The sequence below is a fragment of the Ruegeria sp. CK1 genome (genome assembly GCF_056536545.1).
Genome location: NZ_JBQFPX010000001.1, coordinates 1,056,108 through 1,069,248 on the forward strand (window position 1 = coordinate 1,056,108; position 13,141 = coordinate 1,069,248).

At 54.2% G+C, this 13,141-nt stretch carries 10 protein-coding genes; 4 read left to right on the plus strand and 6 right to left on the minus strand.

The window, feature by feature from the left end; translation table 11 throughout:
• Positions 1 to 6: 6 nt before the first annotated feature.
• A complete protein-coding gene (gene ssb / locus ACR0L3_RS05060; protein ID WP_480744158.1) occupies positions 7 to 510 on the minus strand; it encodes a single-stranded DNA-binding protein in 504 nt (167 codons plus the stop codon).
• 206 nt (positions 511 to 716) lie between these two features.
• On the opposite strand from ssb, the gene ACR0L3_RS05065 reads away from it, so the two are divergent.
• On the plus strand, positions 717 to 1,295 hold the full coding sequence (locus ACR0L3_RS05065) for a lytic transglycosylase domain-containing protein (protein WP_480744159.1): 579 nt from the start codon (positions 717 to 719) through the stop codon (positions 1,293 to 1,295).
• Positions 1,296 to 1,546: 251 nt separating this feature from the next.
• Here the strand turns inward: ACR0L3_RS05065 and ACR0L3_RS05070 are convergent, their stop codons facing one another.
• From ACR0L3_RS05070 to miaA, 5 genes are all read right to left on the minus strand, one after another.
• A complete protein-coding gene (locus tag ACR0L3_RS05070) occupies positions 1,547 to 3,634 on the minus strand; it encodes a dipeptide ABC transporter ATP-binding protein (RefSeq protein ID WP_480744161.1) in 2,088 nt (695 codons plus the stop codon).
• 128 nt (positions 3,635 to 3,762) lie between these two features.
• On the minus strand, positions 3,763 to 5,226 hold the full coding sequence (locus ACR0L3_RS05075) for an ABC transporter permease (RefSeq protein ID WP_480744163.1): 1,464 nt from the start codon (positions 5,224 to 5,226) through the stop codon (positions 3,763 to 3,765).
• A gap of 13 nt (positions 5,227 to 5,239) precedes the next feature.
• Positions 5,240 to 6,286: an ABC transporter permease gene (locus tag ACR0L3_RS05080; RefSeq protein WP_480744164.1), complete on the minus strand. Its 1,047-nt coding sequence runs from the start codon at positions 6,284 to 6,286 to the stop codon at positions 5,240 to 5,242.
• A 122-nt stretch (positions 6,287 to 6,408) separates the two neighbouring features.
• A complete protein-coding gene (locus ACR0L3_RS05085) occupies positions 6,409 to 8,079 on the minus strand; it encodes an ABC transporter substrate-binding protein (RefSeq protein ID WP_480744166.1) in 1,671 nt (556 codons plus the stop codon).
• Between the two features lie 311 nt (positions 8,080 to 8,390).
• Positions 8,391 to 9,284, minus strand: coding sequence for a tRNA (adenosine(37)-N6)-dimethylallyltransferase MiaA (gene miaA, locus ACR0L3_RS05090; protein ID WP_480744167.1), 894 nt, complete (start codon positions 9,282 to 9,284; stop codon positions 8,391 to 8,393).
• 96 nt (positions 9,285 to 9,380) lie between these two features.
• On the opposite strand from miaA, the gene pyrH reads away from it, so the two are divergent.
• From pyrH to ACR0L3_RS05105, 3 genes are all read left to right on the plus strand, one after another.
• Positions 9,381 to 10,133 carry a UMP kinase gene (pyrH, locus tag ACR0L3_RS05095; protein WP_480744168.1) on the plus strand — a complete coding sequence of 251 codons (753 nt, stop codon included), beginning with the start codon at positions 9,381 to 9,383 and terminating at the stop codon, positions 10,131 to 10,133.
• A gap of 240 nt (positions 10,134 to 10,373) precedes the next feature.
• Positions 10,374 to 11,600 (plus strand): aminotransferase class V-fold PLP-dependent enzyme, encoded by a 1,227-nt coding sequence (locus ACR0L3_RS05100; protein ID WP_480744169.1) that lies wholly within the window; start codon positions 10,374 to 10,376, stop codon positions 11,598 to 11,600.
• Between the two features lie 48 nt (positions 11,601 to 11,648).
• Positions 11,649 to 13,073 (plus strand): cryptochrome/photolyase family protein, encoded by a 1,425-nt coding sequence (locus tag ACR0L3_RS05105; protein WP_480744171.1) that lies wholly within the window; start codon positions 11,649 to 11,651, stop codon positions 13,071 to 13,073.
• The last annotated feature ends 68 nt before the right edge of the window (positions 13,074 to 13,141 follow it).

Sequence of the window (13,141 nt, forward strand, 5' to 3'; positions counted from 1 at the left end):
TTTCGTTTAGAACGGAATCTCGTCGTCGTCGATTCCGCCGGACGCTGGAGCAGGGGCGCTTGACGGTGCGCCATAGGGGTCACCATAACCACCACCGGCTTGGCCGCCACCGTAGCCGCCCGATTGCCCACCACCGTAGCCACCGCCGCCACCTTCACCGCGCGCGTCGAGCATCACCAGAGTAGAGCCGAACCCCTGCAGAACGACCTCGGTCGAGTAACGATCCTGTCCCGACTGATCCTGCCACTTGCGGGTCTGTAGCTGCCCCTCAATGTAAACTTTAGATCCTTTTCGAAGGTATTGCTCGGCAACGCGAACCAGTCCCTCGTTAAAGATTGCAACCGAATGCCATTCGGTTCGCTCGCGACGCTCGCCTGTGTTGCGGTCTTTCCAGGTTTCGGATGTGGCGATGCGCAGATTGCAAACTTTGCCGCCGTTCTGGAATGTCCGGACCTCGGGATCGCGGCCTAAATTTCCGACCAGAATGACTTTGTTGACTGAACCCGCCATGTATTTCCCCGTTTTTAATTGACGTGAACGCGCCCGAATCTGGCGCTGTGTTTCCAAGCGACCCTATACGTCCTGTGGCTTGGTTGAAATACAGATGATAGACGCAACACTAGGCAAGAAATTGTTCAGGGTTGGTTTACCAACCTTTCATTATTGACTGGGATACCTATACTCCAACGAGTTCTAAACGGACGGGACAGGCGTTTATGCGTTTTCTGGTGAGCTGTTTTTCGGTTGTGTGCGTGGCACTGGTCGCGGCTCCGTTGTCGGCGGACACGTTGTCGACAAAAAGCCGTAAAGACATTTTCCTTAAGCAGTCTAAAGTCTTAGATAGCCGTGCCGCAACTCAATACCGGGACTCTGAGCGGCTAAAGCCGAAAACGTCCCAACCACAATTCAATAAGCGCTATACCGGGAAATATCGTGGTGAGTATATGACGCTGGCGCGTCAGGCCGCGCGCAAGCACAGTGTTCCAGAAGAGTTGTTTTTGCGTTTGGTACAGCAGGAAAGCGGCTGGAACCCTCATGCGAAGTCGCACAAGGGTGCGTTGGGGCTGGCGCAATTGATGCCTGGAACCGCACAGCTTTTGGGGGTTAACCCTCATGATCCAAAGCAGAATTTGGAGGGTGGCGCGCGATACCTTTCCTGGCAGTATCGCAAATTCAAATCCTGGCGCTTGGCATTGGCGGCTTATAATGCTGGTCCGGAAGCTGTCGAAAAACATGGCGGCGTACCGCCCTACAAGGAAACCCAGAATTACGTAAAGGTAATCTGGGGCGGTTAACCAGCACTGTCACCTATGTTGCACTGCGAGTGTCTCGTTTTCGCGAATGAGCATTGATCATCATCAACCAAGGCTCAGAACGTACCGGCAAGGTGCAGACCATAAACGGCCCGCGCGACCGCCCGTGACGGGTGTCGGAACGTACTAGCCGATAGTTTCGAGCCCGCCAAACACAGAGCGCCTAGCGCTGATTGGTCAATGTGACAGTGGGTGCCATTCAGTGCTGACACCCACTGCTTGCTTCTCCAGTGCTATTCGGCAGCGATCTTGATGACCGGCTCCATACGGGCAAGAACATCGTCGGCCAGATGGCATTTCACCTGATGCCCGTCAGCCAAGGTTTTAACCGGCGGCACATCACTTTCACACAGCCCGCCTGGAACTTCAGACTTCCAGCGGCATCGGGTTTGGAACGGGCATCCCGGAGGCGGGCTCATCGCCGATGGGATGTCACCTTCAAGAACGATATGCTGCTTTTCAATCGACGTGTCCGCAATTGGCACGGCGCTCAGCAGAGCTTCGGTGTAAGGATGGTAGGGCGGAGCAAAGACTTGATCGGTGGTGCCCAACTCAACGACATGGCCCAAATACATCACCATTACACGGTCGCTAAGGTAACGAACGATTGAAAGATCGTGGCTGATGAATAGCAGCGTAGTTTTGTGTTCGCGTTGAATTTCCATCAACAGATCGGTCACCGCGGCTTGCACCGATACGTCGAGGGCTGAAACCGGTTCGTCCGCAACAACGATCCGTGCGTCCCCAGCAAACGCGCGAGCGATGCCGACACGTTGCTTCTGCCCCCCCGACAGTTGTCTTGGCATGCGGTCAGCAAAGGCACGGGGCAGCTTCACCAGATCCAACAGTTCCAGCATGCGTTTTTTGCGCTCTGCCTCAGAATTACCAACGCCAAAGATTTCCAACGCGCGGATGATTTGTCGGCCAACGGTCATTGAGGGGTTCAATGTGTCGAACGGGTTCTGGAATACCATCTGAACTTCGCCGACGGTCTTGGCATCGCGCTCTTCGATGGGAACAGCCTCGATATTGCGGTTGTCCAGTAGGATTTGACCGTCCGTTGCAGTTTCAAGCCCCATCAGAACTTTGGCAAATGTAGACTTACCGCAGCCCGACTCGCCCACAATGGCGAGCGTTTCTGACTCGTGGGCTTCAAAGCTCAAAGTCTCGTTGGCCTTCACAACCTTCGTATCGCCACCGCCAAATAGCGCGTTCGCGGCCACTTCATAGTATTTCTTGAGGTTGTCCATCTTTAGAACAGTGCGGCCGATTTCGGCCTTTTCTTTTTGCTCAGCAACGGTGATCGGAGCGTTCCAATCGATCTCTTGGAATTTCAGACAGCGTGTGTGGTGGCGATCATTGCCTGGGACGGGCTCCATCAAAATGTTCTGAGCGTCGCAACGGCCTTCTTCGAAGTAATCGCAGCGCGGACCAAAATTACATCCCGGTGGGCGCTCATGTGGCAGAGGGAAGTTCCCCGGAATTGCCACCAGCGGTCTCGCGTTTTTGTCGGCGCCAGGCAGAGGGATAGACCGGAACAGCGCCTGCGTATACGGGTGCTGCATCTCGTCGAACACATCCTTGATCGAACCGCGTTCGACCGCTTCACCTGAATACATCACGCACAGGCGGTCACAGGTTTCCAAAACCAGCCCTAGATTGTGCGAAATGAACAGCATCGAAGTGCCGTATTTCTTACCCAAGTCTTTGACCAATTCTACCACTGCTGCCTCAACAGTTACGTCCAAAGCAGTTGTGGGTTCATCCAAAATCAGCAAAGCTGGTTTGGACATTAGCGCCATCGCGATAACGATCCGCTGCTGCTGTCCGCCTGAGAGCTGGTGAGGGAAAGAATTCAGCATCCGCTCTGGGTCGGGCAGGCGAACATCGGTAACCACTTCCAGCGCGCGCGCATAAGCTTCTTCAGTGCCCACTCCTTCGTGGATCATCGGCACTTCCATCAGCTGTTTGCCAATCTTCATCGCTGGATTCAACGAGGCCATCGGCTCCTGATAGATCATTGCGATCTCGTTGCCGCGAATGTCGCGCAACTCGTCCGAGGTCATCTCGGAAAGATCACGCCCTTTAAACTTGATCGATCCGCCAACGATCCGACCGTTCTTACCAAGGTCTTGCATGACACCCAGCGCCACGGTGGACTTGCCGCAGCCAGATTCACCCACCAGACCAACAGCTTCACCGGGTTGTACGCTGACTGAGAAATCCATAACGGCTGGGATTTCGCGAAGACGGGTGAAAAACGAAATCGACAATTTATCGATCTCTAGAATTGGCCCATCATAATCCGCCAGTTTGTTCATCTTACTTACTCCTCGCGAGAGTCAGGGGATCCCCTTCATCTGGCTTAAAATATCCCGGGGGGTGCCATTGGTGCGCCATTGGTTCGAGAAGCAATGGCGACGGGCAGAGCCCCCCAGCCTCGATCACATCAATCCTTCAGACTTTCCTCGCGCAGACCATCAGCCAGCAGGTTCAGACCCAGAACCAGCGACAACAGCGCCAGCGCAGGTGGCAGGGCAGGGTGCAGGTAAATCGAAAGAAGTTTGCGCCCTTCGTTGATGGTGGAACCCCAGTCCGGGCTTTCCGGCGGAAGACCCAGTCCGAAGAAACCCAAGGTTCCCAGAAGGATGGTGGTGTAACCAATGCGCAGACAGAAATCGACGATCAGCGGACCACGCGCGTTGGGCAGGATTTCCCACAGCATGATGTACCACGGACCTTCACCGCGGGTCTGTGCCGCCGCCACGTAGTCTCGGGTTTTAATGTCTAGCGCTAGCCCGCGCACGATACGGAAGACCGTGGGTGAGTTAACGAAGACAACCGAGACGAACACCACAAGGATGCCACCGGGGATGTCAAATAGATCCAGATAGGTGGGCAGGCCCCAAATACGGTAGCTGTCAGTATTGATGATATAACCCCCGGTCGAGATCAGCGACAGATACAACCAAATCGCGATGCCCAGAACCCCGATCAAAAGTGGCGTTCGGAAACTCGGTCGCGTGTAAAAGCGCGAGTTCAGCAAGACGCCCAAGAACAAGATCGGAAACACGAACAGAATAGCTGCCATATAGTTCGGCACGCCCGTTGCAACGATTTCAGGTGTCACCAGCAGGTAGAACAGCAGGATCACCGGAAATGCCAGGATCAGGTTCGCCAAGAACGACAGGAGTGTATCCAGGCGACCACCGTAGTAGCCGGCCGGTAGACCCAAAGTGATCCCAACCATGAATGCAAACATTGTTGCCAGCGGCGCGATCTGAACTACGATCCAGGCACCTTTAACCATTCGGCTAAAGACGTCTCGGGCAAGGTTGTCTCCACCCAAAAGGTACCAAGTGTACTCACCCTGTTCGGGGCTGGGCAGCGGCGTCCCAGGCACTTTGTTTTTCATACCAGACACTTGTGCCAATGGATCGTGCGTTACGATCAAATCCAATGCGCCGAAGATTCCGGTAAATACCCAGAACATCACAAGGCCGAAGCCGATCATGCCGATTGGGCTGTCAAACAGTTTGCCGTAAAGACCGAGGCGGCGTTTAAAGGCAATCGACATGGCATACAGAATGACCAGTGACAGCCATACAGGCAGGAACTGTTGCGATATCGCGCCGATTATCCCTGCGCTTGTTCCCATCAGGATACCCAGCACAATGTAGGCCAACAGCAGAAGGACGCAGGCTAAAAAGCTGTATTGCAGGGCTTTCTGGGTCAACCCGCGCAGGCCCGAGCCTGAGCTGAGAGTGCCGTCCAGATTCACGCTCATTGGCGCTTCTGGCAGGACGATGCTTCCGATGATCCATACAACGATTGAGATCAGCAGCGCCGCGATTGCTATTGCCAGCAGAGGGTTCAGAATTGCGATAGAGCCGGTCCAGGTAAGTGGTTCCATTATCTAACCCTCCTTAAGAAATGCGAATGCGCGGGTTGAGGTAAACATAGCCGATATCCGAGATCAGCTGCGTTACCAGCACCACAAAGACCGACACAACCGAAATCGCCAACAGAAGCTGAATGTCGTTGTTGCCTGCCGCCTGAACCAATGCCCAGCCAAAGCCCTTGTAGTTAAACAGGGTCTCAACGATCACCACGCCGTTCAGCAGCCATGGGAACTGCAGCATGATGACGGTGAAAGGCGCAATCAGCGCGTTTCGCAGCGCGTGTTTCATAACGATGTTTGGGAATGAAACACCTTTAAGCCGTGCGGTACGGATGTATTGCGCGGTCATCACCTCGGTCATCGAGGCGCGCGTCATCCGGGCGATATAGCCCATGCCATAAAGTGCGATGGTCAGCACTGGCAGGAAGAAATTCTCGAAGGTGGGGTTCTCCATCGCCTGCGTCGCCGTGCCCTTGAACCATTTAAGGCCCACAGCAGATGACGTGAAAATCGCGATGAAAATAACACCTGACACATATTCAGGCGTTGCCGTAGTGGTGATTGCAAAGGTCGAAAGCGTGCGGTCGGTTGCAGACCCTTCTTTCATCCCCGCGAGAATGCCCAAGATCAGCGCCGAAGGTACCATCAAAAGCATAACCCAGAGCATCAGCCGCCCCGTCAGAGCCAACCGGTTTCCGACAACGGTTGAGACTTCTTCTTTAAAGACGGTGGAATAACCCCAGTATCCTTGCAGAATGCCGCAGAACTTAGGCGCGTTTTCTGCGGATTCGCCCGGCAGTATGCATCGACCCTGAACTGTGCCGTCTTCGTTCGTGTGTCTAAAGGACGGCAGCACACCCAACCATTCGCCGTATTTGACTGGCGTTGGTTGAAGGTATCCATTCTTTTCTAAAAAGCTTTCAACCTGCTCATCCGACATGCGGAAGTTGCCTTGCGTTTTGGCTAGCTTTTCAAGGTTCGGATATAGGTTAGTAAGGAAAAAGACTAAGAATGTCAGACATAATGCTGTCATGAGCATGATGCCGACACGCTTGAGGATAAAAAGTCCCATATTGGCCCCTGTAGATAGGCTAGCGCGAAGACTACCTGATCCCACGCATTGCTGTTTTCCGGTGCCGCCGCGGTCTGGGCGAAAAGGCCGCGCCCTTGTGGCGCGGCCAGTTTAGTGCTGGCTTAGCTCAACAAGCCAAACTTGTAGAGTTGGGGTAGGTCCGCAATGTGCTTTTCGACACCAACCATGTTGTCGCGGTGGTGGCGCATCGCTGTCCGCCAATAGGGCTGAATCACCACGCCTTCGTCGATCATGATCGCCTGCAACTTGCCCATCACTTCGCGCCGCATATCGACGTCTGAGATAGAGTTTGCTTCGGCAAGCAGCTTGTCGAACTCTTCGTTCGAGAATCCTGACTCGTTCCACGCAACTCCTGACTTATAGGCCAGTGCAAGGATTTGCGTGCCAAGCGGGCGGTGGTTCCAGTTGGTCGAAGAGTAGGGGTACTTTGTCCAATCGTTCCAGAAAGTGGATCCCGGCAGAACCGTATGTTTCGCCTTGATGCCAGCGTCGTTGAGCTGGGCGACAACAGCCGCGGTGGTGTTCCGGCGCCAATCGTCGTCGATGGACTGAACTTCGTGCTCGAAATCACCCATGCCAGCTTCATCCATCAAAGCCTTGGCCCCGGCTGGGTCATAGGGAATACGGGTCACTTCCGAATCGTACTCAGGATGCATCGGACCAACATGGCTGTTTTCTGCAACAATACCGTAACCGGACATGCCAAGTTCCAGACAAACGGCGTTGTCTACAGCCATTGCAAGCGCCTGACGAACACGTTTGTCGCCGTAGATTTTGTTGCCGTTGGCGTCTTCGGCCAATTGGTTAGGCCGGATGACAATCGTAAAGCCTGACGGGATTTCCGAGCGGACCAAGCCGATGCTGTCAAAGATGTCGACGAATTCGCCAACCGACTCCCAGTTCATGTCGATCTCTTCGGCCTCATACGCGGCTAGGAAGGCAGCAGGGTCGGTGCCATAATCGATGAACTCGATCCGGTCGATATAGCCGCCTTTGCCAGCTTCGTATCCCCACCATTCAAAGTCTTCATTGCGGACCAGAACGCCTTTGACGCCAACTTCGTGGCTTTCGGGCAGCATGAAACCTGTGCCGATCGGGTTGTCCAGCATGGTGTTGGGGTCAAAGCTGCTGTGCACGATAGCACCTGGATAATCAGCCATACCTGGGATGATAGTGATATCCGGCGCGTTACACGTCAGCTTCACCGTGTGGCTATCGACAACGGTAATTGCCCCATCTGCAGCCTTTTGGGTGCTTTCGTCTATCAGCGATGCCATGCGTGACGCCATCGAGTTGCCTTCAAGCGTTGCATCACACCATCCGGTGATATTCCGAGCGACATCTTCGGCAGTGAAATCATCACCGTTGTTCCACTTTACGCCTTGGCGGACGTTCAGAGTGTACTCGGTCGCGTCGTCATTGGCCTCCCAGCTTTCCAACAGCATCGGTTTAAACGACCCGTCGTTGTTGTACTCAACTAGGTACTCCAGCCACCCCGCGGTGAAGGTTGCAATCTGGGTCCAGTCATAAGTACGCGGGTCTTTGAGTGCGCGCACTTCCATCTGGTAGCGGATGGTGCCGCCTCGTTGCGGTTCCTGTGCATGAGCAGGTGATTGCAGGCCAATCAAGCCATAAGCCGTAGGCACTGCAACACCCAGCGCAGTTGCGCGGGCCATAAATTCACGCCTGCTCAGTTTGCCGTCCCGGTACTCCTTGGCATGCATTTCTGCTGCCCAGTGGACGGGTGCTCCTTTGGCGTTTTGATTGTTCATTTAGGTCTCTCCCTGTGACACGTATTTTTTTTGAAAAAGATCGGAACCGCTCAGACCGAATGGTACCGGACAGCAGGTTCTCGGAATTCATGTTGGTTCTTCGTCATCCCCATTGAGACATTCGGCCCCAGAATTCAGATGACGTCAATGTACGAAATCGTCATTCATGATACAAAAGCGACATTGATGGGGGGTGTTTAACATCGCAATATCGCCGACTGCGGTGAATTCCGGTAATGTATACTATCGTGAACTGGCAATTTCGTCTTGGCGTGAGAATCGTCCGACAAATTTCTCAGAATTTTGACGTATCATTTTGAGAAATCTATCTGATTCCATTTTTTCATTCGCGCGCGAAACCAAGTGCGCTGGCGTTTGGCGAATTGACGAGTGGAGATCGTTGCGCGCTCTTTTGCGGCCTCAAGTGTCATATGACCATCCAGATAGGCCATGAGCTCGGGAACACCGATGGCTTTGAAGGCGGGCAATGTCGGATCATAAAGGTCGCGCATTGCTTCCACTTCTTGCAACGCTCCAGTCTCGAGCATCTGGTCAAACCGCCGGGTGATGCGGTCCAGAAGCCATTGTTTGTCCACGTCAAACACGATTGGCACGGCGTCGGCCAGTTCCAATACTGGGGGTGGAGTCTCTGACTGCCAGTCATGTAGGCTGCGCCCAGTGGCTTTCTCAACCTCCCAAGCGCGCTGAACGCGGGCGCGGTTTAGGGTGTCGATCCGGTCTAGTGTTCTTTTGTCTACACCCTCAATCAAAGTCGGCAGATCCAACTGGTCCGCTTCGGCCCGTATCTCTGATGGTGTAGCGGGAATATCGGCCATACCTTCGGTCAGAGCGGAAAAATACAGTCCGGTGCCGCCGACGATAATCGGGCGTTGATCACCCGAAAGAAGGGGCGTCACCTCGCGCAGCCAGTGACCCGTGGAATAGTCCTGATCGAAAGAGACGTGGCCATAAAGAATATGCGGCGCGCAAGCTTCTTCTTCGACCGAAGGTCGAGCTGAGATCACGCGCCAACAATCATAAACTTGACTGGCGTCTGCATTGACGATCACACCGCCAAAAGTCTCGGCAATCTGTAAGGCAAGTGCTGATTTCCCAGAGGCCGTCGGCCCAGCAATCAACACCGGTTTACCTTCTGGTATGGTTGGCAGGCTGTCCAATAATTGCGAACTGTCGTTGTTGACCATGCTGGTTGCCCCAATCCTCACCAACCGCATTGAACCTGCGGAGCTTTTGCTTCATTTTGCGCCGGAAAATAAACCCGTGCCAGCCCGGAGCGCAACATGAGCCTTTCCTCAACAGCCGAAGCCACCTTGACCCCTAAGACCAAATACAGCCGCGTGATGCTCAAAATCTCTGGCGAGGCATTGATGGGGGACCAGGGGTTTGGCCTGCATCCGCCAACCGTTCAGCGCATCGCGCAAGAGGTTAAATCGGTGCACGATCTTGGCGTTGAAATTTGTATGGTTATTGGTGGCGGAAATATCTTCCGTGGCCTAAGCGGCTCGGCGCAGGGGATGGAGCGGACAACGGCCGACTATATGGGAATGCTCGCTACGGTGATGAATGCGCTGGGAATGCAATCTGCGTTAGAGGAAATTGGCGTGTTCACCCGTGTAATCTCGGCCATTCGTATGGATGAGGTGTGTGAGCCTTACATCCGTCGACGTGCCGTGCGTCACCTTGAAAAGAAACGGGTTTGCATCTTTGCTGCAGGTACCGGAAACCCTTATTTTACGACTGACACTGCTGCGACTTTGCGCGCAAATGAAATGGCGTGTGAGGCCATATTCATGGGCAAAAACGGTGTCGATGGGGTTTATGACAAAGATCCGAAACAACATGCTGACGCGGTACGCTATGATACCGTTACCTACGACGATGTACTGGCCAAGCGGTTGCGGGTCATGGATGCGTCGGCCATCGCTTTGGCACGCGACAACAACCTGCCGCTGATCGTCTTTGGGCTGGACGAACCCGGTGGTTTCCGCGGCATTCTGGCGGGTGAGGGCACTTATACCAAAGTTCAAGGTTAAGCTACTTACCAAAATTTTGAAAAGCCGGGCTTCGCGCCTGGCTTTTTCCGTTTGGGCCAATGTTGAGTTCTTGACGAACCACAAGGCTCTGGGCAATTTGGCATCGTTCCTGCGTATCGTGGGGCTGCGGACATCTGCGGGTGTCGGCTGGGCTGGAAGACCTGCCATGGTTTCTGAGGTTTCCGAAATCATGCTCGGGCACCTCTTGGATTTACGAGCATGATCAAGGAGGCACGTGCCATGAGCACTCTGGATATCAATTTCGTTCGGTCGCAGTTCCCGGCCTTTTCCGAACCCACCCTTCAAGGGCAGGCGTTTTTCGAAAACGCTGGTGGTTCATATACTTGCCAGCCGGTGATCGACCGTCTGTCGCGCTATTACACTCAGCGCAAGGTGCAACCCTACGGTCCCTATGACGCCAGCCGATTGGCCGGTGAGGAAATGGATGAGGCGCGCGCCAAAATGGCCGCGATTCTGGGTGTGGATACGGATGAGCTCAGCTTTGGTCCATCTACCACGCAGAACACTTATGTTCTTGCCCAAGCGTTTCGCCAGTGGATGCAACCGGGGCAAGCGATCGTGGTTACTGACCAAGATCACGAAGCAAACTCCGGCCCTTGGCGGCGGCTGGCCGAAGATGGGATTGAAATTCGGGAATGGCAAATCAATCCAGAAACCGGGTCTCTTAATCCGCAAGATCTTGAGAACCTGTTGGATGAAAATGTGCGATTGGTTTGCTTTCCACACTGTTCGAACGTGATAGGAGAGATCAACCCTGTCACCGAAATCACCGCCATTGCTCATGCCGCGGGGGCGTTTGTTTGTGTCGACGGCGTCTCATACGCGCCTCATGGGTTCCCGAATGTCGGCGACCTTGGGCCAGATATTTACCTGTTCTCCGCCTACAAAACCTATGGACCGCATCAGGGCTGCATGGTGATCCGGCGTACGTTGGGTGAAATGCTGCCGAACCAAGCGCATTACTTTAACGGCGACGTCCTTTATAAGCGATTTACTCCAGCCGGACCCGACCACGCGCAGATTGCTGCCAGTGCCGGGATGGCGGATTACGTCGATCTGCTTTGCGATCACCACAACGGTCCGAAAGGGGACCCGAAAGCGCGTGGTGCCTATGTGCATGATCTGATGCGTAACCGAGAAGTCGCACTGTTGCAGCCCGTTTTGGATGCAGTGAAGGACCGTAACGCTGTCCGCCTGATCGGCACATCGGACGCTAACCGACGTGCGCCGACCGTGGCTCTAGCGCTGAATCAAAATGCCGAAGCAGTAGCCACTGACCTTGTCGAGTACGGCATTATGGCGGGTGGAGGAGATTTCTACGCGGTACGACCGTTAAAAGCGATGGGTATTGATCTAAAGCAGGGCGTGCTGCGGGTCAGCTTTACGCACTATACGTCTCAGCAAGAAATTGATCAGTTATTGAACGCACTTGACGCCGTTTTATGATCCGGTTTTCGCTGGGTTTCGTAATGCGAAGAAAACCAGCGGGCGGTCATGGATAACACGCAGTCACCGATCATCATGTGGTTTCGAAGGGACTTGCGCCTTTCGGACCATCCTGCGTTAAGCGCGGCTAGCCGAACCGGTCGTCCCGTTCTTCCGGTTTTTATATTGGACGACCTTGCGCAATCAATTGGAGCCGCGCCGAAGTGGCGGCTTGGCTTGGGATTGGATGCCTTTGCGCAATCTCTTGAGGAATCCGGCAGCAAGTTGATCCTGAGACGCGGAGATGCTCTGACTGTTCTGAAGCAACTTATTGCAGAGACCGGAGCAACAAGCGTTTTTTGGTCGCGCGCATACGATCCTGATGCCATCGCCCGCGATAAGCTCGTTAAGTCCGCGCTGAAAGAAAGTGGAATTGAGGCTAAATCCTACTCGGGGCACCTGTTATTCGAGCCCTGGACTGTGGCCACCAAGACAGGCCAGCCGTTTCGCGTTTTCACTCCGATGTGGCGGGCTGTGCAGGGACGAGATGTGCCAGCACCAAGTGTTCTACCTTCAGCGATAGCCGCACCGCGAAAATGGCCGGTTTCTGACAACTTGACCGATTGGAAATTAGGCGCTGCGATGAACCGTGGCGCTAAGATCGTCGCCCCATTCGTACGCCCCGGCGAACAGTCTGCGTTTGAAGAATTGCACCGTTTTTTGGATCGAATCTCAAACTATTCTGGCAATCGTGATCGTTTGGACCTTGAGGGCACGTCGGAGCTTTCGGAATATCTGTCGCTAGGTGAAATTGGCCCTCGCAGCGTGTGGCATGCGGTTCACAGCGCTTCGATGAATGGCGTCAAAGGGACCGAAGCCTACCTGCGGCAGCTGGCATGGCGCGAGTTTGCATATCACCTGATGTACCACTCGCCACACCTGCTGAGCGGAAACTGGAAACCGGAATGGGATAGTTTTCCATGGAATACGGATGCCAATCATCCTGAGGTGGTTGCGTGGCAACACGCTCGCACAGGCATTCCAGTCGTCGATGCAGGTTTGCGTGAGATGTATGTGACGGGCCGGATGCATAACCGCGCTCGTATGATCGTCGCCAGTTACTTGACCAAGCATTTGATGACGCATTGGAAAATAGGAATGGATTGGTTTGCGGATTGTCTTATTGATTGGGACCCGGCGGCAAATGCGATGGGTTGGCAATGGGTGGCAGGTTCAGGTCCCGATGCTTCACCATTCTTTCGTATATTCAACCCAGAGACGCAGCGTGAAAAATTCGACCCCGATGAAAATTATTTGAACCGTTGGATAGCCGAGGGGCAGGTGAGCCCGTCCGCCACGGCGCTGGCTTATTTCCGGGCTGTCCCGCGGTCATGGTCGCTTGATCCAACATCCACATATCCCAAACCCGTGGTTGAATTGGCTGTCGGCAGAGCCCGTGCATTGGCGGCATATGAAGGCCGAAAAACCGGGTAAGGAACTGAAAACTTGCCAGAAACACAAACTCAGCCTAGCTTTGAACTGCGGCCGCAAAGGGGAGAGCG

Coding starts and splice junctions, on each gene's coding strand:
- pyrH (WP_480744168.1), top strand. CDS start 9,381: ATGAGCCTTTCCTCAACAGCCGAAGCCACCTTGACCCCTAAGACCAAA.
- ACR0L3_RS05085 (WP_480744166.1), bottom strand. CDS start 8,079: ATGAACAATCAAAACGCCAAAGGAGCACCCGTCCACTGGGCAGCAGAA.
- ssb (WP_480744158.1), bottom strand. CDS start 510: ATGGCGGGTTCAGTCAACAAAGTCATTCTGGTCGGAAATTTAGGCCGC.
- ACR0L3_RS05065 (WP_480744159.1), top strand. CDS start 717: ATGCGTTTTCTGGTGAGCTGTTTTTCGGTTGTGTGCGTGGCACTGGTC.
- ACR0L3_RS05070 (WP_480744161.1), bottom strand. CDS start 3,634: ATGAACAAACTGGCGGATTATGATGGGCCAATTCTAGAGATCGATAAA.
- ACR0L3_RS05080 (WP_480744164.1), bottom strand. CDS start 6,286: ATGGGACTTTTTATCCTCAAGCGTGTCGGCATCATGCTCATGACAGCA.
- ACR0L3_RS05100 (WP_480744169.1), top strand. CDS start 10,374: ATGAGCACTCTGGATATCAATTTCGTTCGGTCGCAGTTCCCGGCCTTT.
- ACR0L3_RS05075 (WP_480744163.1), bottom strand. CDS start 5,226: ATGGAACCACTTACCTGGACCGGCTCTATCGCAATTCTGAACCCTCTG.
- miaA (WP_480744167.1), bottom strand. CDS start 9,284: ATGGTCAACAACGACAGTTCGCAATTATTGGACAGCCTGCCAACCATA.
- ACR0L3_RS05105 (WP_480744171.1), top strand. CDS start 11,649: ATGGATAACACGCAGTCACCGATCATCATGTGGTTTCGAAGGGACTTG.